Annotated in this window: 24 protein-coding genes; 5 read left to right on the top strand and 19 right to left on the bottom strand. The window is 39.5% G+C overall.

Annotated elements, in window-relative coordinates; all coding sequences use genetic code 11:
• Positions 1-299: 299 nt before the first annotated feature.
• From IEZ33_RS12055 to IEZ33_RS12075, 5 genes are all read right to left on the bottom strand, one after another.
• Entirely contained in the window at positions 300-1,499 is a 1,200-nt protein-coding gene (locus IEZ33_RS12055; protein WP_191600301.1) for a CmpA/NrtA family ABC transporter substrate-binding protein, read from the bottom strand.
• A complete protein-coding gene (locus IEZ33_RS12060) occupies positions 1,499-2,107 on the bottom strand; it encodes an ANTAR domain-containing response regulator (protein ID WP_240009519.1) in 609 nt (202 codons plus the stop codon). The genes IEZ33_RS12055 and IEZ33_RS12060 overlap by 1 nt, the downstream gene beginning before the upstream one ends.
• Before the next feature lie 220 nt (positions 2,108-2,327).
• Positions 2,328-2,963 carry a response regulator transcription factor gene (locus tag IEZ33_RS12065; RefSeq protein WP_240009520.1) on the bottom strand — a complete coding sequence of 212 codons (636 nt, stop codon included), beginning with the start codon at positions 2,961-2,963 and terminating at the stop codon, positions 2,328-2,330.
• A gap of 121 nt (positions 2,964-3,084) precedes the next feature.
• Entirely contained in the window at positions 3,085-4,725 is a 1,641-nt protein-coding gene (locus IEZ33_RS12070; protein WP_240009521.1) for an HlyD family type I secretion periplasmic adaptor subunit, read from the bottom strand.
• Between the two features lies 1 nt (position 4,726).
• Complete coding sequence (locus IEZ33_RS12075; RefSeq protein ID WP_191600303.1) at positions 4,727-7,024, bottom strand: type I secretion system permease/ATPase; 2,298 nt, start codon at positions 7,022-7,024, stop codon at positions 4,727-4,729.
• A 151-nt stretch (positions 7,025-7,175) separates the two neighbouring features.
• On the opposite strand from IEZ33_RS12075, the gene IEZ33_RS12080 reads away from it, so the two are divergent.
• Positions 7,176-7,532 carry a hypothetical protein gene (locus IEZ33_RS12080; protein WP_191600304.1) on the top strand — a complete coding sequence of 119 codons (357 nt, stop codon included), beginning with the start codon at positions 7,176-7,178 and terminating at the stop codon, positions 7,530-7,532.
• Positions 7,533-7,597: 65 nt separating this feature from the next.
• Here the strand turns inward: IEZ33_RS12080 and IEZ33_RS12085 are convergent, their stop codons facing one another.
• From IEZ33_RS12085 to IEZ33_RS12105, 5 genes are read right to left on the bottom strand one after another with little or no spacing between them, the layout of a single operon-like run.
• A complete protein-coding gene (locus tag IEZ33_RS12085) occupies positions 7,598-9,547 on the bottom strand; it encodes a bifunctional diguanylate cyclase/phosphodiesterase (RefSeq protein WP_191600305.1) in 1,950 nt (649 codons plus the stop codon).
• Between the two features lie 14 nt (positions 9,548-9,561).
• Positions 9,562-10,215 carry a transglutaminase-like cysteine peptidase gene (locus IEZ33_RS12090; RefSeq protein WP_191600306.1) on the bottom strand — a complete coding sequence of 218 codons (654 nt, stop codon included), beginning with the start codon at positions 10,213-10,215 and terminating at the stop codon, positions 9,562-9,564.
• A gap of 36 nt (positions 10,216-10,251) precedes the next feature.
• Entirely contained in the window at positions 10,252-10,542 is a 291-nt protein-coding gene (locus tag IEZ33_RS12095; RefSeq protein WP_191600307.1) for a DUF1244 domain-containing protein, read from the bottom strand.
• A gap of 19 nt (positions 10,543-10,561) precedes the next feature.
• Positions 10,562-11,152, bottom strand: coding sequence for a DTW domain-containing protein (locus IEZ33_RS12100; protein ID WP_191600308.1), 591 nt, complete (start codon positions 11,150-11,152; stop codon positions 10,562-10,564).
• 23 nt (positions 11,153-11,175) lie between these two features.
• Positions 11,176-11,904: a pyridoxine 5'-phosphate synthase gene (locus IEZ33_RS12105; RefSeq protein ID WP_191600309.1), complete on the bottom strand. Its 729-nt coding sequence runs from the start codon at positions 11,902-11,904 to the stop codon at positions 11,176-11,178.
• Positions 11,905-12,092: 188 nt separating this feature from the next.
• Here IEZ33_RS12105 and IEZ33_RS12110 point away from each other — a divergent pair, with 188 nt between their 5' ends.
• From IEZ33_RS12110 to IEZ33_RS12120, 3 genes are all read left to right on the top strand, one after another.
• On the top strand, positions 12,093-12,932 hold the full coding sequence (locus IEZ33_RS12110; protein ID WP_191600310.1) for an alpha/beta fold hydrolase: 840 nt from the start codon (positions 12,093-12,095) through the stop codon (positions 12,930-12,932).
• 59 nt (positions 12,933-12,991) lie between these two features.
• Positions 12,992-13,675: a DNA-3-methyladenine glycosylase I gene (locus tag IEZ33_RS12115; protein ID WP_191600311.1), complete on the top strand. Its 684-nt coding sequence runs from the start codon at positions 12,992-12,994 to the stop codon at positions 13,673-13,675.
• A 72-nt stretch (positions 13,676-13,747) separates the two neighbouring features.
• A complete protein-coding gene (locus IEZ33_RS12120) occupies positions 13,748-14,386 on the top strand; it encodes a DsbA family oxidoreductase (protein ID WP_191600312.1) in 639 nt (212 codons plus the stop codon).
• Positions 14,387-14,463: 77 nt separating this feature from the next.
• On the opposite strand, the gene parC is transcribed toward IEZ33_RS12120, so the two are convergent.
• The gene (gene parC, locus IEZ33_RS12125) at positions 14,464-16,749 is read right to left on the bottom strand and encodes a DNA topoisomerase IV subunit A (RefSeq protein WP_191600313.1); all 2,286 of its coding nucleotides are present in this window, start codon (positions 16,747-16,749) and stop codon (positions 14,464-14,466) included.
• Positions 16,750-17,012: 263 nt separating this feature from the next.
• Between parC and IEZ33_RS12130 the strand changes: the two genes are divergently transcribed.
• A complete protein-coding gene (locus IEZ33_RS12130) occupies positions 17,013-17,636 on the top strand; it encodes a cupin domain-containing protein (RefSeq protein WP_191600314.1) in 624 nt (207 codons plus the stop codon).
• A gap of 23 nt (positions 17,637-17,659) precedes the next feature.
• Here IEZ33_RS12130 and IEZ33_RS12135 read toward each other — a convergent pair whose 3' ends face one another.
• From IEZ33_RS12135 to IEZ33_RS12170, 8 genes are all read right to left on the bottom strand, one after another.
• Complete coding sequence (locus tag IEZ33_RS12135) at positions 17,660-18,547, bottom strand: GNAT family N-acetyltransferase (protein ID WP_191600315.1); 888 nt, start codon at positions 18,545-18,547, stop codon at positions 17,660-17,662.
• Positions 18,548-18,657: 110 nt separating this feature from the next.
• Positions 18,658-19,539 (bottom strand): N-carbamoylputrescine amidase, encoded by an 882-nt coding sequence (aguB, locus tag IEZ33_RS12140; RefSeq protein ID WP_191600316.1) that lies wholly within the window; start codon positions 19,537-19,539, stop codon positions 18,658-18,660.
• A gap of 1 nt (position 19,540) precedes the next feature.
• Complete coding sequence (locus tag IEZ33_RS12145; protein ID WP_191600317.1) at positions 19,541-20,584, bottom strand: agmatine deiminase family protein; 1,044 nt, start codon at positions 20,582-20,584, stop codon at positions 19,541-19,543.
• A 15-nt stretch (positions 20,585-20,599) separates the two neighbouring features.
• Positions 20,600-22,495 carry a biosynthetic arginine decarboxylase gene (speA, locus tag IEZ33_RS12150; RefSeq protein WP_191600318.1) on the bottom strand — a complete coding sequence of 632 codons (1,896 nt, stop codon included), beginning with the start codon at positions 22,493-22,495 and terminating at the stop codon, positions 20,600-20,602.
• A gap of 120 nt (positions 22,496-22,615) precedes the next feature.
• A complete protein-coding gene (gene speE, locus IEZ33_RS12155) occupies positions 22,616-23,467 on the bottom strand; it encodes a polyamine aminopropyltransferase (RefSeq protein ID WP_191600319.1) in 852 nt (283 codons plus the stop codon).
• A gap of 117 nt (positions 23,468-23,584) precedes the next feature.
• Positions 23,585-24,544, bottom strand: coding sequence for a lipoyl synthase (lipA, locus tag IEZ33_RS12160; RefSeq protein WP_191600320.1), 960 nt, complete (start codon positions 24,542-24,544; stop codon positions 23,585-23,587).
• Between the two features lies 1 nt (position 24,545).
• On the bottom strand, positions 24,546-25,190 hold the full coding sequence (gene lipB, locus IEZ33_RS12165; protein ID WP_191600321.1) for a lipoyl(octanoyl) transferase LipB: 645 nt from the start codon (positions 25,188-25,190) through the stop codon (positions 24,546-24,548).
• The gene (locus IEZ33_RS12170; RefSeq protein ID WP_191600322.1) at positions 25,190-25,498 is read right to left on the bottom strand and encodes a YbeD family protein; all 309 of its coding nucleotides are present in this window, start codon (positions 25,496-25,498) and stop codon (positions 25,190-25,192) included. The genes lipB and IEZ33_RS12170 overlap by 1 nt, the downstream gene beginning before the upstream one ends.
• Positions 25,499-25,535: the final 37 nt, after the last annotated feature.

Genomic DNA, 25,535 nt, shown 5'->3' on the forward strand with positions numbered 1-25,535 from the left:
TCAAAACTCGTTTTTTCTCTACAAAACAATTCATAATCACTTCCCACCTGAAACGTTAGCAATAAAAAAAGACACAAAAAAAAGGCGCATGCACAACAAGATAAACTTGCTGTACAGGCGCCTTTGCCATTCTTCAATGAATCTACATTGACTCATTTGTTAATTTTCATTACTTAATTAAAAGCATTAACCATGCCAAAAAAATAAGCCATTGATTTTAAATAAATTTATCTATTATGAAATAGAATACCTACCTTAAATGCCTCTATTTAGAACACGCATGCACTGCTATTTAACATTTATAAGTAGTCAAAACCAAATTCTATACCATCTGGATGAATACGAATTTTATCTTCTGCTACGCCTTTTAACCAGTCACTCTCTGACAAAAGCCCGGTTAGTGAATAAGGTTTGCACGGTTGATTTATATTCAAGGCGCGACAATAAACCCTGTCATCAAAGGTATTGATAGCAAAGTCCAATAGAGAAGAGACAGCCGGCAATTGCCCCCAGCGGTTCATCTGTCCTAAAAGCCATAAGGCATAATCAGTATTAGGGCGATTAATCTTATCGCTAGAAAATTTTTGGTACGCTTCCATTGGCCAATCAAATTGCCCTGAAGGTTTAATCGCACTAAAGCCATACCTTAATTGCTCTGCAGGGCAATTTAAATAATCTGGATGGCTGAGCACAGATAATAACTCTTCAAGATTGGCGGCATCGTCCACCCACTCACATGCCGTGTTTAACGCTCGAATTAATGCATCATGTTGCTCTGAGTTTGCATTGGCCCAGTTTTGGTTTACACCTAATACCTTTTCCGGTGTATTGCCCCAAATTTCATACCCAGTCACTATCATATGACCAATACCCTGCTCTACAGCAAGACTGTTCCATGGCTCTCCAACACAGTATCCATCAATAGCGCTATTCTTAAGGAAGTCAATCATTTTTGTCGGCGGAACAACGATAAGCTCAACGTCTTTGTCCGGGTCAATATTCGCACGACTAAGCCAATCTCGTAATTGGTAATGGTGAGAAGAATATGGATACACCATGGCAAATTTCAGTGGTTTTTCATGTTTACCTTTTTTAGCCATAACGGACTTAAGTGCTTTGCCATTTCTTATCTCGTTAGAATTGTTGGTCTCAGTGCTCATTAATTGATACAACTCATTTGAAACTGTAATGCCATTACCATTTTGACTGACAGTAAAACTTGTCTGTATGTTTACTTTTGCGGAGCCGACACCAAGCCCCGAGGCGAGCGGCATGGAGGCCAACATATGGGCTCCTTGGAGAAGATTAAACGCAACTTTATCCCTTATACTCGCCCAAGACGCCTCTTTTGAAAGTACAACATTCACGCCTTCTTTTTCAAAAAAGCCTTTTTCTTTAGCAATCACAAAAGGTGCGCTATCAATTAATGGAATAAAACCCAAAGAGACATCCGCATCAGAGGGGGCATTTATTGGTATCAAACGATCAAGGGTCGACATTATTTTCCACCTCCAATGAGATCCATTACGGAGATTACATTAAGAGCGACTTCAGACATACGTTGGCTTCTATCCATAGCTAATTTTCTTAATGCTGTATAAGCAGCGGCTTCATCACAGCCTTGATGTTTCATAATCAACCCTTTCGCTTTATCAATTAACTTACGATCTTCTAATTGTGTTTTAACGGTTTCTAATTCCAACTTTAAGGCTTGAAATTCACGGAACCGAGCAATGGCGACTTGCAGAATAGGCTTAAAGCGATTTGGTTGCATGCCATCAACGACATAAGCACTCACGCCAGCCCGAATAGCCGCCTCCATAGAGGCTGACTTATCTTCTTCAGCAAACATGACAATTGGACGAGGGTTATTTTTTGTTAATTGAGACATGTTTTCGAGCATGTCTCTATCAGGAGACTCAATATCAATGATGATCATGTCAGGAAGACTTTCCTGAACAGCTTGAGTAAGGTGCTGGGTATTTTCCAATCTCCGAATCACTTTATAACCGTTATCAATTAAAGCCTGCTCAACAATAGCCGCTCTCGCAGGCTCATTATCAACCAACATAACCGTTAAAGGAGAGTGTGATGTTTTTTGATGCATCGTATAAATTGCCTAAAAGGAATAACCTATCAACTAAGCAAATTGCACGCCTATTCCTAAACATTAAAGGCAGAAAGAAGAAAATAAACGGATGATTCCATTTAATATAGTAGAATGCTTTAAACATAATATTAAATGCTAACAAGAAGATGGTATGATTTATTGAACGAATAAATGGCCGTGGGTATTTGACTAGATACAAAAAAAACAGCGCATCGGATTAATGCACTGTATGGACTTTCTGCACCAAGATAGACAGGCCTAATCTGTCTTTTATATTGGTTTTTTTGAATATGTTTGTCATATGTGACTTTACCGTTCGATCACTAATCGACATTTCAGACGCTATTTGTTTATTACTTAACCCTTTGCTTATATAGACAGCCACTTCGCGCTCTTTTGCAGACAATAACTCGAACGACTCTTGAGAAGCCAAGTCGTCGATATTAATATCCATCGAATTAGCCGTAATCAGTTGATCAATGAAGGATTTACCGACCCAAATCTCCCCCATAGCAACAACGGATAAAACCGTTTCTAGCTGCTTTTTTCCTATATAAGGACTGCATTGCCCATTAATACCCTGAGACAACAGTCTCAAACCGGCCGTTTGGCTTGGCTTGTTAGGGAATGTAATGATTTTTAAACTAGGGTACTCGCGTCGTAAAGTAATAGCGCTCTCTATCATTTGATGAAAATGTTCATGGTCCAAATATATGAAACAATACTCAACGTTATCTGGTTTACTTTCATCTAATAAGCGCTTTAGTTCATCCATTGATAGCACCCTTACAAGCGACTTATCAGAAGGAGCAACGGTTAGCCAATGTTTCCATACAGATTCATTTATATTCAAACAAAGTATCTTCAAAATCGTCCTCGATATCATAAATCATAATGAGTGATTTTTACAAATTATTACAATAGTGTCTGTAATGTTTCGTAATAAAATCAATTATCTGTGTAAGTTTTTATAACTACCTTTCCCTTAACGCATTTTGCTGGGCTTTTAAAATTGGTTTGAGTAAATAATCCAACAAGCTCTTTTTACCAGTTAACACATCAACGGTTGCTTGCATTCCCGGAATAATAGGAAGAGGAACTAAATCTGTGCCTAAAAAGTTTTTATCTGTTCTGATACGAACAATATAAAAACTATTACCTTCTTCATCTAAAATAGTATCTGCCGTAATATTTTCAACCTCTCCCTGAAGCCCTCCATAAATAGCAAAATCATAGGCCGATAATTTAACGACCGCATTCAAACCCGGTTTAATAAAACCAATATCTTCTGGTCGAATTTTAGATTCAATCAATAATGAATCCTCAAGCGGTACAATCTCCATTAAACTTTGACCTGGCTTAATAACACCGCCAACAGTATTGATTTGCAATTGCTTAACAATCCCTTTTACTTGAGATCGAACTTGCGTCCTTTGAACTTTATCTTCCAGAGACACATTCACTTCGGCAATTTGATCCAGTTTACTTCTTACACCCGTAAGATCTTCCTGAGCTTCAGCTCGATACTTAGCATCGCTCTCGATCAACTTGGTTTTCGCTTCAATTAAAGCCGATTCTGCTCGAGGTAATGCAAGCTGCGTCGCCTTCATATCACCTCTCATCTGGTTCACTTGACGCTCTAACTGTAACAATTCAACTTTAGAGACCGCACCTTCATTAAAGGCTGGTCGTGTCAATCGTAGTTCTTCATTTGCTAATTCGAAACTTGTAATCAGGTTATTTAACTTCGCTTCTAGTTCTATAACTTCTTGTTCTTTCTGCAAGACTTGTTGCTGAAATACCGTTTGATTAGCACGTAAAGATTCCCTTCTATTTTCATACAATGACATTTCGCGCATAACTACATTTGGGTAATTTATCCGAGTTGATTCGTCAAAATTTGGTCTTTCTCCTGTCGCTTCAGCGGATAGCCTAGCGGCACGTACCAAGAGACCCACATATTCAGCTTGCCTTTCCCTCAGAGATGATAAGGCCTCTGTATTTTCGATCGTCATTAGAAGTTGATTCTTTTCTACAGTTTGACCCACTTCAATATGAATCTCTTTTAAAATACCACCCTCAAGGTTTTGTACTATCTGGACTTGACTAGAAGGTATCACCTTACCTTGACCAACAGTTACCTCATCAAGCTCGGTATAATGAGCCCATAAAAGCCCACAAAAAACAAATACAAAAATACTCCATAGAATGATTCTTCCTCCTCTTGGAGAACGTAGCATTATGGCCGCATTCCTGTTAGAGAGATAATCTAAATCAACTTGCTCAATCTTATTAAGCTCTTCATTTTTATTACTTGGTGGGTCTTCGAGAACACGAAATGGCTGTTTTACCTTTCCTTTCACTACAGAAATCAGGCGACTAATTGTCTTTTCCAGAGAAGAATATAAACATTTCTTTTGTTTTGTAAAGTCGGTAAAAAACGGCTGAATATCATCAGGTAAAAGAAATAACCAATACTGAATTTTTCTTTTAAAAAATGAACGCATATTTTTCCTTTTAACTTTTAGATAAAGAGATAAGAAAGTAAATAAATGCCCCATCTTTTCTTTTAGCAATACAAATAAAGGTTTATTTTTATCTAGCTGATAACTCATATTAACTTACCTTCAATTTGCCTTGGCGAAGCGCTTCATGAACTTGCTCTTTTGGCCCATCTGCAATCAAACGCCCATTATCCATAACAATGAGACGATCAACCATATCAAGCATAGAGGCTTTGTGGGTAATTAAAATTAGTGTTTTATCTTTACAAGCATCCATCAAACGGCGTTTCATCCGTGTTTCCGTTGTATTATCCATCGATGCTGTTGGCTCATCTAAAATAAGAATCGGCGGATCAAATAACATCGCCCGAGCAATAGCCACACTTTGGCGCTGCCCTCCTGAAAGCAAAGCACCTCTTTCTCCAACTAAACTGTCAAGCCCGCTTGGTTTACGATTAGCAAATTCAGCAACACCGGATAACTCAGCCGCTCTGATAATAGCGTCATCTTCGACATACGGTACACCTAGAACAATATTATCTTTAATACTCCCGTAGAATAAAGAAATATCCTGCGAGACGGCCCCGACGTTTCGCCTCAAATCGGTTGGGTTAATTTGACGTAGATCGACTCCATCAATTCGAACCGCGCCTTCTACAGGATGGTACAACCCTGTCATAAGTTTACCTAGCGTTGACTTCCCAGACCCTATCCGTCCAATGATTCCAACTTTTTCACCTTTACGTATCGTAAAACTGATATTACTAATAGCCGCTTGCTCTTCGTCTGGATACGCAAATTTAACAGCCTCAAACTGAAATTCACCATTAAAGGTCGAGCGATGAACGTATTTCACACCTTCAGGACGCTCAACGTCTGAGTCCATAATTTCTTGCAAAGCCGAAAAGGCAGACTTAGCTTGATTATACTTAGTCGCCAAACTTGCCACTTGAGCCATTGGACCAAGTGCTCTACCTGTTAGCATGACCGCGGCAATCAAGGCTCCCATACTCATTTCTCGTTCAGATATCTGATAAACACCCACGATAACGATAACAACCGTCGTTAACTGCTGCACAACCATGGCAAAATTAGAACAAGACTGAGCTAACTGACGAGTCTTCACCCCCCAATCCGCAATATTACCAACGGCGTCTTCCCATTGTTTCTGCTGAACACCCTCGGCATTATTCAGCTTAACACCTTCTGCGTTAGACAAGCTTTCAATTAAAACGGCATGTTTTTGTGAGGCGGTTTTAGAACTCTCTGTAATCGAACGTTTTAAGGGCACTTGTATAATTAAGCTGTAGGAAACAATTAAGAAAATAGCGATCAGAGGAATATAAGCAACAGGGCCGCCAATTAGCCAAATAACAGCGACAATCAAAAACATAAATGGAATATCAACAAGCGTTGTAATACTGGCTGAGGTAATGAATTCGCGAATACTTTCAAACTCTTGTAGGTTTTTTGCAAACGCCCCAACAGACTTAGGTCGAGAGGCCATATTGATATGATTTACTTTTGCAAAAATAGTAGACGATATTAGTATTTCAGATTTTTTGCCTGCAATATCAATAAAATACGCCCTAAAAGTCCGTAATAAAAAATCAAACCCATAAACAACAATTGCACCTATCGCCAGTACCCACAGAGTATCAAAAGCGTTGTTCGGAACCACTCTATCATAAACATTCATGACAAATAAGGGACTGGCCACAGCAAATAAGTTAATCAATAAAGAGGCAAAAATAACATCTCTATAGATTCTCCATGACTGTGTAATCGTTCCCCAAAACCAGTGCGTCTTCTTCGCTTCTTGATCAGACGTTTCTTCTGAACGTTTATCAAAACGATACTGTGGTCGAACAAAAAAACAATACCCAGTATAACTGTTTTGCAAATCATCCATAGTAATCGACACTTCGCCTTCACCTGATTCAGGTAAAAACACTTTCGCCACTTGCTTAGCGGTGTCTACTTCTAATAAAACACACGCTTGCTGGTCTTTTAAAAGCAAAACGGTGGGTAAAACAGCAAGGGGAATTTTATCAAGCGATCTTTTTACAAAGCGTGACACTATGCCAATTTTCTTTGAAGCTCGTTGAAACATCTCAGGCGTCAGCAGATCATCTGTCACAGGAAGGCCTGCTCTTATGGAATCCGCTGTGTAAGGGTTACCAAAAAACTTACTGACTAATACAAGAGAATCTAAGAGCGGGTTTGGGTAGTTTAAGCTGACGCCACCTACAGACCATTGTTTTTCAGGTATCTTTTCATCCAATTCAATCTCTTTTGTACTATTCTCAATGGTATCGTTATTTTCTGAACGAGTATTAATGTTTGAAGTGTCGTTATTTCCTGCAGAATCGTTCAGAGATTCAACGCCCGTATTTTCGGAGTGTGGCATGCCATATCTCTCTTAATTTAAATAACTTATTTCTTTATATTACTCTTTATACCTAAGAAAACGAATAAAATTCAACATAGAATAGTTCTTCTTAGATTAATTGAAAAGCTCTGTTACAATTAATTATTACATTCATATCAAGGAATTAGTCATGCTTTACGCAAAACTGGACCAACATGGAGTCATTATTGATGTTTCAACGGAACAAAGTGATGACTATAAACAATTAGTGGCGCCAAATGACCCTAATGTCGCTCAGATCCTAGAAGATAAAATAAGTAATAGCCAAGCTAAAGGGATCTTAACAAACTCAGATTCAGAGATGATGAGGGTTCTGGAGGACTTGATCGTTCTATTAACAGAAAAACATATAATTCAATTTACAGAACTGCCTCTCGCGGCACAGAAAAAGCTACTCAGTCGAAAATGGGTTCGTGGTCTAAACGCCTCAAACGATGAAACCTTAATTAATGAAGACGTTCCTGATGATAATGATTCGTTTATTTAGTTATCTACGCTTGTTGTAAACTGAAAAGTCATTCAAAAAAAGCGTAGAAACAGTGAAAACCAAGCTTACATGTCTTCTGCTCGACCTAAAATATAGCCTTGAGCGCCATATATATCAAATCTCTGCAATATTTCTAACTGCTTTTTGCTTTCGACACCCGTTGCAATTACCTGCACATTTAAGCTATTAAACATCTTGCATAGTGTATGCATGAAGAACGACTCGGATTCTTTGCCGACAGCCAATTTAGTATAAGAAGGATCGACTTTGACATAGTCTGGCATCAAATCTTGTACATATTGAAACGCCGAAAATTGCTTACCAACATTATCAATGCCAAAAGTAACACCATGCCTTTTTAGTAATTTAGACAAAAGCAAAGCGTGATCTTCAGTAGATAAGACACTCTGCTCAGAGACTTCAAATGACATTTTTGATTTTATGTCGTCTTTCAAATCATCTAACAGCCCATCTAACCAAGTAATAAAAGCGGGTTTGACATACGCCGATGCTGAAAGGTTTATTGTAAGAAGCGTTTTAGGATGGTTATTTTTAATATAATCAACAACCAAATTAATAATAACTTGGTCTACTTTTTCACCTAAATCGAACTGTTCGGCTAGACCAATAAAATACCCCGCATGATATTGCTGATCTTGATATTCAAGGCTAGCAAAAACCTCTTGTTGAAAAACATTCTCTTGATTAGACACTTCAGCAACACTCTGTTTTCTCAATCTAAAAGACTTATTTTCAATGGCAAATTCAAGCATTTCTTTCCATGCAAGACGTCCAATTGCCATGTTTTTACCGACATCAACATCAAACACCTTAACACCATTGAGCCCTAACGCCTTGGCTGATCGAAGGGCCGCATCTGCCTGGGCCATTGCTTTCGATTTCGTTGTTTTTGAATCTAACACAACAGCCCCAATACTCGCCACAAACTCGGAGTAAGGCACCCTTGTTGCTAACAGCTCTTGCATTGATGACATAATTTTATTCACGGTACTTTCAAGACGATCTAAATCAATATGAGACATTAAAATAACAAAGTCAGCACCGGAGAGACGTGCCACGACAGTAGAAGACACACTCCATTTAACTTGCTCAGTTAAAATTTCAGCCGTGTATTTAATAAAAGTATCAGCGGCTTCATAACCACGCTCATTATTTAACTTAGCTAAGTCGGCCAGGCTTACTAAAATTAACCCATCCATGGTTCGATCATTATCGGCAAAATGGGCCGTCGCTTGGCTTTCATAAAAGTTACGATTTCCCAGCCCGCTTACTGGGTCTTTGAATGCCTTAGCCTGAAGCCATTGCGCCGTTTCTGCTTCAGCAGCAAATTCTTTTTCTAATTTTTCTGCCATCCTATTCATTGAAAGCACAACAGAACGCAGTTCACGCGTTTTAGGTAAGTATTCCATTTTCACGAACTTTCGTTGCTGTATGGCTTCTGCTTGAGCCTCAACAGCGGCCAAAGGCTTAAACAATTGTCGTAACGCCATCATTCCAACCAATAATGTGAGCGCTCCGATGACTAAAAATGAAATAACAAGATCCCGTGTAGCCAACCACAACTGATGATATCCATATCCAGCACTACCTGTTATATAAACCTGCCCAAGCTCATTCCATCCATTTGAAATCACCGCATTGGCAATAGGTTCATCAAATTCAATTAGCTCAATAAACCATTCAGGAACACCTTCAATTTGATTAGAATTTATTCGTGCAATGTTCTTATCGGTATCATACACATGCACTCTGACTTCTGAAAAATACCCACTGTCAAATACAGCCTGCACACTGCTATCAACTGAAACATAATCCTCTAACTCCATAAAGTCTGAAATAGACATACTAAGAGAAATAGCGGAATCCTGAGTGGTTGATTCGAGTTGACTAACAAGAAAACCCTTAGTTGTATTAAAGTTAATACCCATTACAACTACTAACATTAAAGAGAATATAGCGACAATCGTGATCATCAACTGCTTAAAAAGCGTCATTATTTTTCTCCGGTTTAATTAAATGCCGCCAAACGACTATTTAAATCTGTCCACAAGCTCAATTTTGAAGATCCACCAACAAGGACGCCTCGGCCTTTTGCCTTTGATAGCCATAAGTTCTTTGCGTTAAAAGAATAAATGGGCAACAAGTCTCTTCTCTTTGAAGCGGGCTTCAATTGTTTATCTAAGTTATCCAGCAATACCGGCACGCCTGTTGGTTTATGATAATAGGCTAACACCATATGATGCTGATCTAACTTTAATGCTTTAACATACACCAAACGCAGTTTTTCATCCGGTACACCGAGCTCCCTCAGCGAGAAATATTTCGCAATAGTGAAATCCTCACAATCCCCTCCGCGAGTGCCTAAAAACTCGATAGGCGTTGCCCAATAATCATTTTTTCCCCAATGCTCAATGTCATCGACAAAGTCCATTTGGTTAAAAAAGTCATTCACCGCAACCAATTTTTCAAGATCGGTGCCGCCCTTCACTCTATTAATCACTTTTCGCCAAGCCATCACTCTTTTTTCCGCTTCAGAACCATATTTCAAAGCAACTTTTCTGGCTAACTGTGCATCTTTATCTGAAATATCCGCAGACAGTAACCCTGCCATCACAATCAAGGAGGCACTTAGAAAGATCAGAAACCCTTTCCGGATAGCCATCTAAACCTTACTCTTTACACTGCAATGGCATAGCGATCATTTTCCATTTTTTTGTTGGAATTCAGCAAGCTGCTCAGGCGTAGCCTTTTTTTGATACTTTGTTTTCCAATCATCGTAAGGTTCACCGTAAACGAATTCACGAGCTTTTTCATAATCCATTTCGACCCCTCGTTCATTACACTCAGCCATATACCATTTACTTAAACAATTACGACAAAAATCAGCCAGGTTCATCAGTTCAATATTTTGCACTTCTTTATGGTTATCTAAGTGCGTTAGAAAACGCTGTAACACGGCGGCTTCAATTTCGTTTTGTTTATTTATCATACTTTATTCCAATTATAATTTAACGAGTAATTTGACTGATATAGGGATTCCGTCGCCATTGCCATTGCTGTACTTGAGAGAAAAAAACCTTTAAGGCCGAAAGGTCTAATTTTTCAATGCATTCTAAAGTATAGACACAGGCTTCAAAAGTAGAGAGTGCATTTTCTTTTGATGTCTTTCTAATAAAATAGTTCCCCTTTGGAGGAGATAAGAAATGCTTAGTCGCCATTTTTTCAAATTGCTGGCAGGTATGATACATTGAAAATGCTTTTCGCCACGTGGCATCTATTAACAAAATACCTTCATAATTATCTAAACTTTGCTTCGTCTCGATTTCAATCGGGGTCGACTGATCGCAAGGGTAAATCAAGCACCATTTAGTCAAATCCAATAAATTTAACTCTCTTAAAATGTCTTCTTGCGAAACGACCGGGATAACTTGAATAGAAGGCATCGCTAAGCGCAATAACCTTACGGTATTCTTCGGGTGTTTCGCTTCTTGAAGACTTTGAAAGACAATCACTTTCAGATCAGTGTGTACGTTTGGAATAAAATGGCACACACAATTCTGCTTTAAAAAGAAACACTGCGCACAGACGGCTCTTGGCATGTAAAATACCCTTAAAAAAAGGCCTATTTTTCTAATATATTTAAATACATTTTTATAACATTATCCCAACCAAGATCTAAAGATTCAATTGTTAATGCATGACCTATTGATACCTCTGTAATAAGTCCGTTTTCACAAAACTTACCCACATTTTTTAAATCAAGATCATGCCCAGCATTAACATCTAAGCCAGCCTCTTTTGCCGCAGCGGCGGCCTCTGTATATTGAGTTAAGCATTGACTCTCTGCTTCTGTTGCAAACGCATTGGAATACGCTTCGGTATACAACTCCACCCTATTAGCACCAATATTTTTGGCCATAATCATATTTTCTGGATCTGGGTCCATAAACAATACAACTCGAATGCCTTTATCTTTTAATTTACCAATAATAGGCCTGAGAACATCTTGGTCTCGACCCAAATTCCAACCATGATCGGAAGTAAGTTGGTTTGGGTCATCAGGCACTAATGTGCATTGATCTGGTACAACATCCAATACAACTTTCAGAAAGTGATCATCAGGAAAGCCCTCAATATTCAACTCTTTACCCGGATAACGAGCCACCAGACTTTTCAGGTCATACGCATCTTGATAGGTTGCATGACGCTGGTCTGGGCGGGGATGGATTGTCAAACCGAATGCACCAAGCGATAGGACACGCTCTGCCATAGTGACCATATTAGGGTAATCACGTCCACGAGAATTTCGTAACAACCCGATTTTGTTAAGATTTACACTCAAATGCGTCATGTTTCACTCTCAAATAAATTTCCGCTAGTATAAAGTAATCTTCTAGATAATTTTAAGCTCTTTCTATTATCATACCCCTTTATCTTAAAATCAGGTTGAAAATCATCAATTTTAACCGCTTAATTGAACTATCTGACAAAGGTATTATCTTACTTTTTTTAAAACCTACTAAACAGACGAATTCATCCATGAAAATTTGGTTTATCATTATTTTATGCCTTGCTTTAAGCGCTTGCTCTAGTCAGAAAAGTGAGATTGATAAAAACGCTGAAATTGCTAAACGAGTAGCACAAACACCCAACCTCATCCTCCAGCACACCATTAAAGCTGAGCATTACCAACTGCATTATGTGAGTAACGGTAACGCCACCAAACCCAATATTTTATTTATTCACGGCACTCCAGGAAGCTGGTCATCTTTCGCTCGCTATTTCGAAGATCCTGACCTTATGAGAGACTACAACATAAACGCTTTAGACAGACCCGGTTGGGGGAAGTCATCTTACCCGACTAATCATTTCCCTAAATCCTTGTCGGAGCAATCTGTATTAATAGGCCCTTTACTGAAAGACATATGGGAGAAAAACAATACAAAAACACTCATTATTGGCCACTCGTTAGGCGGCTCTTTAGCGCCAAAATTGGCCGTGGATTATCCCGAGTACATCGAAGGTGTATTAATATTAGCGGGGGATGTAGGCCCAAAACTAGCAGAAGCTCGCTGGTTTAACTTCGCATTGGATATTTTACCTGAACAGTGGGTACCTAAATTTTGGTACAACGCCAATCAAGAAGTGCTTGAATTAATGCCGGAACTCGAAAAATTACAAAATCAATACAGCAAACTGGACATTCCTGTAACCTTCTTACAAGGCACTAACGATGATCTAGTAAGGCCCCAAAATGCCGAGTTTGCGCAATCTTTATTTCCAAGAATTAACGTTGTTTGGTTAGATGGAGCAAGCCATATCATCAACTTAACGCATGAAAAAGAAGTTAAAAAAGCCATCCAAACGTTTTATCAGTAACACTCGTTTGTACAATAGTTCAAATCAGTACATAAAATAATGCTATCTAAGTAGGAAATATGACCCCTAAATATGAGCCTTTCGACGCTATTTTTAATAGAGCCGCGACTAGACATAATGGTGAAGCATTTTTAAAACAAAGCTTATCCTATCCACTAACGTCCAATGAACTCGGTCGCATTAGCGATGATCGCTGGCTCGCGGCCATGACACAGAAAATTTTCCAATCCGGTATTAACTGGCAAGTAGTAAGAAATAAATGGGAGGGGTTTGAAGACGTTTTTTTTGGATTTGACATCGAAAAGATGACGCTTATTCCCGATGAAATGTGGGAAGAGAAAGCGAAAGATATCCGAATCATTCGTAATCTAGAAAAAGTGCTTACTATTCGAGACAATGCCCTAATGATGTACGAAGCACAACAAGAACATGGTTCTTTTGCCAAACTCATTGCCGATTGGCCAAGTTCCGATATTACCAATCTATGGCGTTACTTAAAAAAACATGGCAAACGCTTAGGCGGTAATACTGGACCATATTCTTTAAGAGTAATGGGAAAAGACACTTTTTTACTCACAAGAGACGTAGAAGGCTATTTAAGAAACAGAGGTATTATTTCGACGGGCAGAGACACACAGGCCGCATTATTATCCGCCCAAGCGGCATTTAATCATTGGCATGATGAAAGCGGTCTGCCTTATTGTCAAATTAGCCAATGCATCGCTTTCAGCGTTAATGCTTAGTAAAGCTTGATTTTCAAAAAACCACCCAAACATTAGAGTACAATCTAATTCCCCTTGTTAATGGAGCGCCTAATGGCCGATTTTCGTATTGACATCATTTCTGATTTTGTCTGCCCTTGGAGTTACCTTGGGTACAACCGTTTGAAACAAGCTATTGATCAACTCGGTGATGACTATCGCTTCGAGATAAAATGGCAACCCTTTGAACTACACCCAGATATTGAGACCCAAGGCGTTGAACGAGAACGCTATTTGGGAGAAAAGTTCGGTAGTTTAGAAAAGTTAACGGAAGCCACCCATGCACTCCAGCAAATAGGTATTGAAGAGGGTATTCAGTTTAACTTTACTGATAAAGATATTTTACCGAATACATTTTCGGCCCACAGATTAATCATGATAGCCAATAAAAGCGGCCTAAGTACGCAACTTGCCCTTGCGCTTTATAACGCTTATTTCACTGAAGGCAAAAACATAGGTGATATTGAGATATTAACAGATATTGCCAAAAACATTGGTATGAAGGAAGAGGATATCGAAGAAGCGTTTACTGAAAAGTCAAAGTTAATCATAGAGAAAAAGATCAAACGCTTTCAAGAGATTGATATTCTGTCTGCACCAACCTACGTTATCGATGATAAATTCATGATTCATGGCGCTCATACTCCGGATTCCTTTTTTAAGGTCCTTACGGACATTGCAAAAAATAGATAATAGGCCATTAAAAATGCGATGACACTGTTAGCAAACAGTATCATCGCATTTTTCTAAACATGGCGTAATTCAATTTTTTATGTTAAATCTGAATTGGCTTGAGCGCTCTTACCTTCTCCTAATTTCACTTCAAAAAGATCAACCCGTTGGAACCCTCTAGGTAGTTTCAGTCCTCGTCGTCCTCTTTCACCTCGATACTCTTCAAGGTCTTTTGCTGTCATAGATAAAAACCTTTTACCTGAGTGAGCCAATAATAAGTCTTCAGCAAGGACACTGGTTACTAACTGAACAAACTCTTCTCGCGATGCCGCTCTGACCGCTGGAATACTCAGCATTTTATTCCCTTTACCTTTTGACATCTGAGGTAAAGAACTTGCTTTAAACACCAGCATTCTACCTTCATTAGACACGACAACAATGTCACTATTTTCAGGAGAGGCCACTTTAATTGGCTGTACTACCTGCGACCCAGCAGGTAAGGTCAAGGAGGCTTTACCCGCTTTGTTTTTCGCATGCAGGTCACCTAATCTTGCAATATAGCCATACCCCGCATCACTTGATATCAAATAATAGCTGTCATCAGAATCTAACATTGCCGCCACTATATGCGTTTCTTTTTCTAAGCTTATACGCCCAGTGATCGGTTCACCTTGCCCCCTAGCCGAAGGTAACAAGTGCGCCTTGAGTGAATACGTGCGTCCATTCGACGCGAATAATATCAAGGTTTGGTTTGACCGACCTTTGACAGAAAGAGAATACTCATCACCAGATTTATAACTCAATCCTGCCACATCAAGATCGTGACCTTTGCCTGCTCTTATCCAACCCTGTTTAGATAACACAACGGTAATTGGGTCATTAGATAACAAATCTTCTTCACTAAATGCTTGAGACTCTTTACGATCAACAATCGGTGTCCGCCTATCGTCTCCATGCTGATCAATCGCTTCTTGAATTTCTTTTGTGATCAATTTTTTCAATTTAGTGTCAGAAGACAATAAACCTTCAAGTTGCTTTCTTTCTTTTTCTAATTCGTCTTGCTCAGCGCGAATGCGCATTTCTTCTAACTTAGCGAGATGGCGAAGCTTTAACTCTAAAATAGCTTCCGCTTGAATGTCTGTGATACCAAATCGTGCCATAAGTACAGGTTTTGGCTTCTCTTCAGTACGAATAATCTCTATTACTTCATCAATATTCAGAAAAGCGACTAACAAACCTTCTAAAATATGCAGTCTGTTATTCACTTTATCCAATCTAAATTGTAAGCGTCTACGGACCACATTAATTCTAAAACGAAGCCACTCAACAAGAAAAGGCTTCAATCCTTTCACTTGAGGCAAACCGTCAAGACCAATTACATTCATATTTACACGATATGAGCGCTCTAGATCGGTCGTTGCAAATAAGTGCGTCATAACCGCTTCAGTATCAACACGATTAGACTTTGGAACTATAACCAACCTGGTTGGATTTTGATGGTCTGATTCATCCCTTAAATCCACAACCATTGGCAATTTTTTAGCCTGCATTTGTGCTGCAATTTGCTCAAGTATCTTATTGCCAGAAACTTGATGCGGCAATTCATTGATAACAATATCACCCTCTTCAAGAGAGTACTGCGCTCTTGCTTTAATTTGTCCTTTACCCGTTTCGTATAGCTTTTTCAGATCGGCTTTGGAAGTGGTTAACTCTCCTCCCGTTGGAAAGTCAGGTCCTTTTACAAAATTAAGTAAATCATCTAACTCAGATTTAGGATTATTTAATAAGTGTATACAGGCATTACCCACTTCCCTCAAATTATGAGGGGGAATGTCTGTGGCCATACCCACCGCGATTCCCGTTGTGCCATTTAATAGAAGATTCGGCAACCGGGCTGGTAATACGGAAGGTTCGTTGAGCGTTCCATCAAAGTTAGGTACCCAGTCCACCGTACCCTGTGCGACTTCTCTTAATAACACATCAGCGTACTTAGAAAGACGAGACTCCGTATAACGCATGGCGGCAAATGATTTAGGGTCATCTGGTGCTCCCCAGTTACCTTGACCATCGACCAGAGGATAACGATAGGAGAATGGTTGAGCCATCAACACCATTGCTTCATAACAAGCACTGTCACCATGAGGATGAAACTTACCAAGTACATCACCGACCGTTCTCGCCGATTTTTTATACTTAGCAGAGGCTTTTAAGCCCAACTCACTCATAGCGTAGACAATTCGTCTTTGCACTGGCTTTAAGCCGTCACCAATATGTGGCAAAGCCCTATCTAAAATGACGTACATAGAGTAATTTAAATACGCTTTTTCGGTATAATCACGTAACGAAAGCGTTTCGTTTTCTTCAAAATTTTGCAACTCAGACAAGGACTTATCCTTTTTCAATTTTCTTTATATCTATACTATAAAGAATGCCACTAGATAGCAGCAACTTTAATATAAACTATATCAATAACGAAGTGATTGAATTCATGTTAAACAACATGATTCAATAACCATTCGGACAACCATCAGGTTTAAATGCATGTATGCCACCCATAGACCCTAAAAACGCGCCTGCCCACAAAACGACAATAATGAATCCAATTGGCCAATCAGGAACTAAAAACCTATTATGCCATTGTGAGAGCATGAACATCTACCAAGAACATTTCTTTCAGAATGAAGTGCAACAACGCTTTTATCGTTTTACGACAGATTGCTACTTATTTGTGCTTGATGGTCAAGCATTTCTTCAAAACCAAAACCAAGAATGTACCATTAAGCCGAATCAAGGGGTTTGGTTAGAGGCCGAAAGTAATAACAAGCTGGTACCACTCAGTAACCAACTCAATTGCTTACTTGTCAAAGTGAGGGGGGCTCCACTCGACACGCCATTTAATGAATACATGAGAGTTCAATCTACCGGTACAGCCAATAAGTCTCTTACGGCATCAAACAACAATCAATGGGTCCTATCTGAACACCCTAATGTGAAAATAGAAGTCGAATTACTGCCTGAACAGCATAATGAACCATTACACTATCATCGTTTTGCTCAACAGTTTATTGTTAGCCTAACCGACACAATAACAATAACGCAGCCAGAGCGCGAAACCACCTTGTCACCCAAAGAGGGTCTACTCATATTGGCCAAAAGCAAACATAAAATAGTCAATAACAACGCTCATTCGGCTCAAATTTTGAACGTTTATTCCCCCAGAGCCAAACACGATAAAGTACTTGTTCTAGGCAAAAAGCATACTCCAACATAAAGTAAGAGCAATCTAGTCTTAGTTTATCTAAGCGTTAATGCAGTAAGAATGTGATCTTCCCAATTACCTGCTATTTTCAAGTAATTACGTGCCTTACCTTCTTCTTCAAACCCTAGACTACGAAGTACCATCGCACTTTTCTGATTATGTGGCATATAGTTCGCCATAATGCGATTAATGTTCATTTCTTCATTTAGGTATTTTATACCTGCGGCAAGCGTTTCCTTCATATAACCTTGACCTTGGTATTTTTCACTAACACTGTAACCAAGGTGACATGCTTGAAAAACCCCACGAACAATTGCAGAGTAATTACTGTATGCCAAAATTTCAGACTCACTTTTATCCAATAAACACAATACAAGCCCTTTATCTTTTCGAAAGTCTTTTTGCATTTCTGCAACCCTTAATTCCGCCGTTTCCATACTGTAATAGCTTTCGTGCCTCAAAGGCTCCCAAGGCTCAAAAAATGCTTTGTTCTCTTTTACATAGGCGTGTAATAGGGGCGCATGCTGCTTTTCTAATAACATCAACGTGCCGCGATTGGTGGGCATCTTCGGTATTTTTTGCCTTAGTAGGTCGCCATCTAAATTTTTAAAGCCATATTCTCGCTCAACTTTTACTACCTTGACATCATAAGACTCATACCAAAATTCTTTACTCATTGACTGCACACGCGCATGAAAAGTATGCTCTTTCCATGCACGAATGCTCGCTAAATCTTTCCAATAAGAAATTAAAATTTGAATATCATCGGTAGCCGTCTCAACGCCTAAAAACCCTTCTTGAATCGATGCCAGATCGATCATCTTATCAAGTAACACACTGTGCATAAGTTCAGATTGAATCAGTTTACTTGTGAAAATCACGGCATAATAAGGCAGGGGTGGTTTTTCATTATATAGTGTCACTGTGATGTCCATTCAATAAAGTAAATTAACCTGTTACAAACAAAAAACACTTAACATCATCAAAACCGTTGTGAACCTACAATACGGTAAGCCCACAACACTTTAAGATGTTAAATCTCCCACGTTTGTCCTGACCCTGCAACAATGGAGTCATACTTCTCTGGTCTTCTATCCCGGAACAAACCAAAAGAGCGTCTTTCATGTTGAATGGCTTTAAGGTCATAAGACGCATATAAAATGGTCTCTTCTGAACGGCCTGCCTCAGCAATTTTCTCGCCCGTTCCATTGGTCATAAAGGATGATCCATAAAACTCAATAAAGCTGTCCTCTCCGAACTCTTTACCAACTCGATTTGCCGCAATGACAGGCGTCATGTTGGCAGCGGCATGTCCTTGCATAGTTCGCTGCCAGTGATCCTTACTGTCTAAGTCAGGATAAGGTGGCTCAGAACCAATTGCCGTTGGATAAAAAATCAGTTCAGCCCCTTTTAGCGCTAAAGTACGAGCCAGCTCTGGAAACCATTGATCCCAACAAATACCACAACCGATACGACCAAACTTAGTATCCCATACTTTAATTCCTGTATTACCTGGTGTGAAATAGTACTTTTCTTGATAACCAGGACCATCAGGAATATGTGTTTTACGATACAGATCTAATAGACTGCCATCCGCATCAATCATAACTAAAGAGTTATAGAAAGCCTGCCCATCTCTTTCAAAAAAGCTAATGGGTAAAACAACCCCCAGTTCTTTTGCAAGCCGTGACATTCTCGTTACCACTTCACTTTCTTTAAGCGATTCCGCCCACTCAAAGAATTCTGGCTTCTGATCAATACAAAAGTAGAACCCAGCAAAAAGCTCTTGCAGTAAAATAATATTGGCTCCATTTGTTGCCGCCTCACGAACTTTACTTTCAGCTTTTGCAATATTGTCTGATTTATTGTTGCTAACGGACATTTGAATGCATGCCACTTTAACTAAAGAGCTCATGTTATTCCTCCACATGTTCATGTAACGCAGGCTGCTGCATGGTAATACAATGGATTCCACCGCCACCTCTAAAAATTGGCAAAGCAAATACAGGCACTATCTCACGCTCAGGAAAGACGTCTCTGAAAATAGCCAGTGCCTTTTCATCATTAGGATCATTGAAAATAGGAACAATAACCGCGCCATTAGCAATATAGAAGTTTATATAAGATAAAGGCAATGGCTGCTCGTTCCATAATTGCGGCGTTGGTTGCGGAATTTCGACTATCTCTAATGAACGCCCCTTAGCATCTACGGCGTTTTCCAAAACCGCTTTATTTTTCGCGAATACAGCGTAATTAGGATGATCTATATCCTCTGTTGACATAGTAATAACCGTTCCGGGCTTTACAAACGCAGCGATAACATCGACATGGCCATCCGTATCCACATCACCATAAACTCCCTCTTCTAACCAGACAATTTTCTCGGCATTAAACGTTTGCTTTAACATTAACTCGATTTCATTTTGAGAAAGATGAGGGTTACGATTTTCATGTAACAAACATTGCTTAGTTGTTAGCAATGTTCCCTCACCATCAAAATGCACACTGCCTCCCTCCAAAATCATATCCATCGATTCAAACGAATTAATTTGATCATTGATCTTTAACGCTTTCATAACATGTTCAGCAATCTTTTGATCATATGTATAAGGAGAAAACTTCTCTCCCCAAGCATTAAAATTCCAGTTAATAGCGTGCAATTTTTCATTGGCCGACACCATAAAGAGTGGCATAACGTCTCTCGCCCACGAGTCATCAACTTCTTTTACAAAAAAATCGATCTTGGGGGCCATATCGACAAACCGTTGAGAGACTTCGTCAAATAAGTCAGGCCTAACAATTATGGTTACAGGCTCAAAGCGCACAATCGCACGAATAACATCTTCGTAACTTTTGTTCGCTAATTCTTCCTGCCCTTCCCATATTTCAGCTCTACAGGGCCAAATCACCCATGTTCTTGAGTGACGTTCCCATTCGGCAGGCATTCTAAAACCAATCATAACAACCACCAATGATTAAATTAAGTAGGTATAACCTTTTAGCACTTTCTTACAAGTGATTAAAAATGCGTCTTGATCCGATGCATCAAGCTCACTTGAGCCAATTTTTTCTGTATAACGTTTTATTAATTCGTTATCGTTATAACTAACGTAACGTAAAACGTCTTGAACACTGTCTCCCATAAGCACATGATCTATTTTAAAACCATCATCGGTTAGATAAACATCAACCGAGCTGGTATCACCAAACAAATTATGTAAATCACCGAGTGTTTCTTGATATGCTCCGACTAAAAAGAATCCCATTAAGTAATCTTCTCCTTTTGGAGGCGGTGGCGGTAAAGGCAAAGAACTCTCCAACCCTTGGCCATCTACATAACGGTATAAACACCCATCTGAATCACAAGTAACATCTTGTATTTTCCCTCTAAATGACGGCTCTTGATCCAAACCTTGCAATGGAATAACAGGGAAAACTTGATCAATACCCCATGCATCCGGCATCGATTGAAACACAGATAGGTTAACAAATAATTTCTCAGCCAGTCGTTCATTGAGCTCATCAATTACGGCTCGATGTCCTCTGTTTCGATTATCTAACCTTGGCAGCAATAGACGGCAAGACGCTAAAAATAGATTCTCAGCTAAAGCTCTTTGCTCTAAATTAAGCTGCCCATGAGTATACAAAGACAAGGCATCATTAAAATCATCTGAAAGATCATGGTACAACTCCACCAAAGAACGCTTATCTTTTCCACCAGACTCAAGAATTTTTAGCGCATCCCACAAACGAAGGATTTCTAATTCGCTCTCAGCATGAGGCTGACTAACCGTTAAAAGCTCTGCTCCAGAAGAAAAAACATTAGCAATCATCATAGCATGATGCGCGGTAACGGCTCGACCTGACTCAGAGATCAAATTAGGGTGAGGCAGATTATGTTGCTCACAAATATTATGAAAAGCAAACACCACGTTATTCGCATACTCACTAATACTGTAATTCGCTGAATAAGCACTTTGGGACCGAGTTCCCTCATAATCCACGCCTAAACCACCGCCAACATCGACCCATTTAACCGGCACACCCATTTGATGCAATTCTGAATAATAGCGAGCGCATTCTTTTAGACTGTTTTGAATATCACGAATTCGCGTTATTTGTGAACCCAGATGAAAATGTATGAGTTCTAGGTAATCAATTATGTTGAGCTCTCTAAGTCTATCAATGGCTCTCATTAACTGAGAGGTTGTTAAACCAAATTTAGATTTTTCACCACCACTGTTGCCCCAATGAGTTGAACAAGTCGAGGCTAAACGAATACGAATGCCAATTCTTGGCTTTACATTTATTTTTTCGGCCTCTTCCAGAATCCAATCAAGTTCATGAAGTTTTTCGACCACTAAGAAGACTTTATGACCCATTTTCTCTGCCATTAAGGCAAGATGTATAAACTCCCTATCTTTATAGCCATTGCAAACAATAATACCGCTTTGACTTTGATGCATGGCCAATACAGCCATCAATTCAGGTTTACTACCGGCCTCTAAACCTACCGATAATGGGTTCTCTGGTTGAAATCCAGTAATTTCTTCAACGACACGACGCTGCTGGTTTACTTTAATCGGGTAAACAATAGAGTAGTCACCCTGGTATTTGTAATACTGAATTGCATCTTGAAAAGAACCTGTAATTTTCTCAATTCTCGAATGCAAAATATTTGGAAACCGAACCAGTGTAGGAAGTGGAATATTCTTTTCTTTCAGTGACTGGGTAAGCTGTGTTAGATCAATCTTTCGCTCTCTGTCAGGCAAAGCAACCACTCGCCCCTTATCACTGATTGAAAAAAAACCGGCACTCCAATGATCCACATTATACAAATCAATAGAATCTTTTACTGACCACTTTGACATAATATGTCCTTTAAGCATACGAAACAGAAATTACGCCCTGTCTCCAAATGATAAAAAACCCCTAATCTTAAACTCAAAGATTAGGGGTGTATAATTTAAACCGATGTACCGAATGATTAATTAAAAAGCATCCAATACATATTGTGGTAAAGAAAACGCGGCCTGATGCAAGTCCGGCGTATAAAAACGCGTTTTCATTCCAGAAGCGGCAAAACGCGCTCTTAATTCTTCTGAGCTCAATTGACGTAAAGCGTCGTTATCTGTTGCCCAAGCAAACGTCATAATGCCACCAACGTAGGTTGGAACGGCTGCAGAATAGAAATGCACATCATTAAAGTAAGGTCGTAAACGCTGTGCTGTTGTCGTAACTTCATGTAGTTGCATAAAGCTCACACCATTTTGAGCAACAAAAACACCACCTTCATTTAAACAGCGTTTGCATCCTTCATAAAAACGAGAACTAAACAACACTTCACCCGGACCTATAGGGTCTGTACAGTCAGAAATAATGACGTCGTATTTTTCATTCGTCTCATTAACATAGTCTACGCCATCAGCAATCACAACATTTGCCTTTGGATGATCGTATGCACCAGCAGAATGCTTCGGTAAGTATTTAGTACACATATCAATAACAGCTTGGTCTATTTCAACTTGAGTTACTTGCTCAACCCCTTCATGGCGAAGCACTTCACGTAACATCCCGCCATCACCACCACCAATAATTAACACTCTTTTCGCATTACCATGAGAAAACATAGGAACATGAGCCATCATTTCATGATAAACAAATTCATCGCGTTCTGTTGTTTGTATCACACCATCTAAAGCCATAATGCGACCAAACTGCTGGTTTTCAAAAATCACTAAATGCTGATGCCCAGTATCAAGCTCAAAAAAAACGTCATCTACTTCAAAATTTTGACCATAACCCGCATGCAGGGTTTCAGCTAAAACTCTTTTATTTGTCATCTGTTCGTCTCCAAATACTGTAGGGATATCGGTGAATTATAACCGATACGCCTAAAAAAATTAGGGAAAGCGCTCTACGCGCTTTCCCATTCATAAACCTATAAACACATTATTTATCTAAGAAACTCGCTCGCCATGAGCTTGCTTATCAGCATGGTATGATGACCTAACTAATGGACCACATGCTGCGTGTTTAAAACCAAGTTCTTTTGCCACTTCTTCATAGCGTTCAAATTCTGCTGGCGGAACAAAACGGGCCATAGGAAAATGATGCTTTGATGGTTGCAGATATTGACCGATTGTCAGCATGTCCACACCATGAGCACGAAGATCTTTCATCACTTCAACAATTTCTTCAAACTCTTCACCCATACCAACCATAAGACCTGATTTCGTTGGCACATCTGGGCAACGTTCTTTGAAGTTTTTCAATAAATCAAGTGACCATTGATAGTCTGAACCCGGTCGAACTTGACGATACAGACGTGGAATAGATTCCAAATTGTGATTAAACACATCTGGTGGGGCAAGCTGTAAAGTATTAATTGCCACTTCCATGCGTCCTCGAAAGTCAGGAACAAGGGTTTCAATTTCGATTGAAGGGCTTGCTTTACGAGTTTCAGTAATACAATCAACAAAGTGTTGTGCACCGCCGTCACGCAAGTCATCGCGGTCAACCGATGTAATAACGACGTATTTAAGCTTCATATCGCGAATAGCAGCCGCTAATTCTTTTGGTTCATCAACACTTAATGCATTGGGCCTGCCATGAGCCACATCACAAAACGGACAACGTCTTGTGCAAATATCCCCCATAATCATAAAGGTAGCCGTACCATTACTGAAACACTCGCCTAAATTAGGGCAATTGGCCTCTTCACATACAGAAGAAAGTTTGTGCTCTCGTAATGTTTTTTTAATACGTGCTATTTCTGGCGACGCTGGCATTCTCACTCTCAGCCAATCTGGCTTACGAGGAATTTCTTCTGTAGGAATCACCTTCACTGGGATACGAGCCATTTTGTCAGCGCCACGGAGTTTCTCTCCTTTAACGACGCGTTTTACTTCTGCTGTCATATTAATTCCACCCTTTTTGGATAGTCGGATGTTCGTGCCCAAGTAATTCAGATAACTGATTTGCCAACTGAATAACAACGTTTTGATAAGTAACGTTTGGATTTAAACGCACCATATCAGTCATTTCTAACCCTTGATATCCACAAGGGTTAATACGATTAAATGGCGACAAATCCATATCCACATTCAACGCTAATCCATGAAAAGAGCAACCTCTTCTTACCCTTAAACCAAGAGAAGATATTTTCTTTTCATCTACATACACACCCGGCGCATCCACTTTGGCATAAGATTCGATCAAATTTTCTCTAAGAGTTTGAATCACTGTATTTTCCAACACAGTAACAAGCTCTCTGACACCCAATTTAGAGCGTTTCAAGTCAATCAGAACATAAGCAATCAATTGGCCCGGCCCATGGTAAGTAACTTGACCACCTCTATCAACAGGGATAACAGGTATGTCTCCCGGAGCAAGCAAATGCTCCGCTTTCCCAGCTTGCCCCTGGGTAAAGACTCGAGGGTGTTGCAACAACCAAATTTCATCCGCTTGTCGTGAATCTCGACTTTGAGTAAAAGTTTTCATCCTCTCCCAAGAGTCCTGGTAGTCCACCAAACCAAGATCTCGGCAAATCAGCTCCCCCTTCATTACATGACCATCTTAACATTGGGAATCGACATTAAATCTTTATGCAATGCGGCTAATTGCGCTTCACTCGTTGCTAAAATTCGAAAGGTAAAACTAATGAACTTACCTTTACTTGACTGATTCGAGCCTACGTTTTTTTCGTCGACTAAAGGCGCATGTTTTTTAATCTCCTCTAAAACGCTTGAAAAAATCAATGCATCCTCAAGAGCAACGACCTTGATCATGTAATTTTCACATGGGAATACTATTTTAGGGGCATCTGTGGATTTATTTTCCGCTAGATCACCGTTTTTTGTAACTAATGCCATAACGCCTACTGTATTTATCGAGTCAAAGAACTTGCTA

Source organism: Marinomonas algicola, from assembly GCF_014805825.1.
In the GTDB taxonomy this organism is placed as follows: Bacteria; Pseudomonadota; Gammaproteobacteria; order Pseudomonadales; family Marinomonadaceae; genus Marinomonas; species Marinomonas algicola.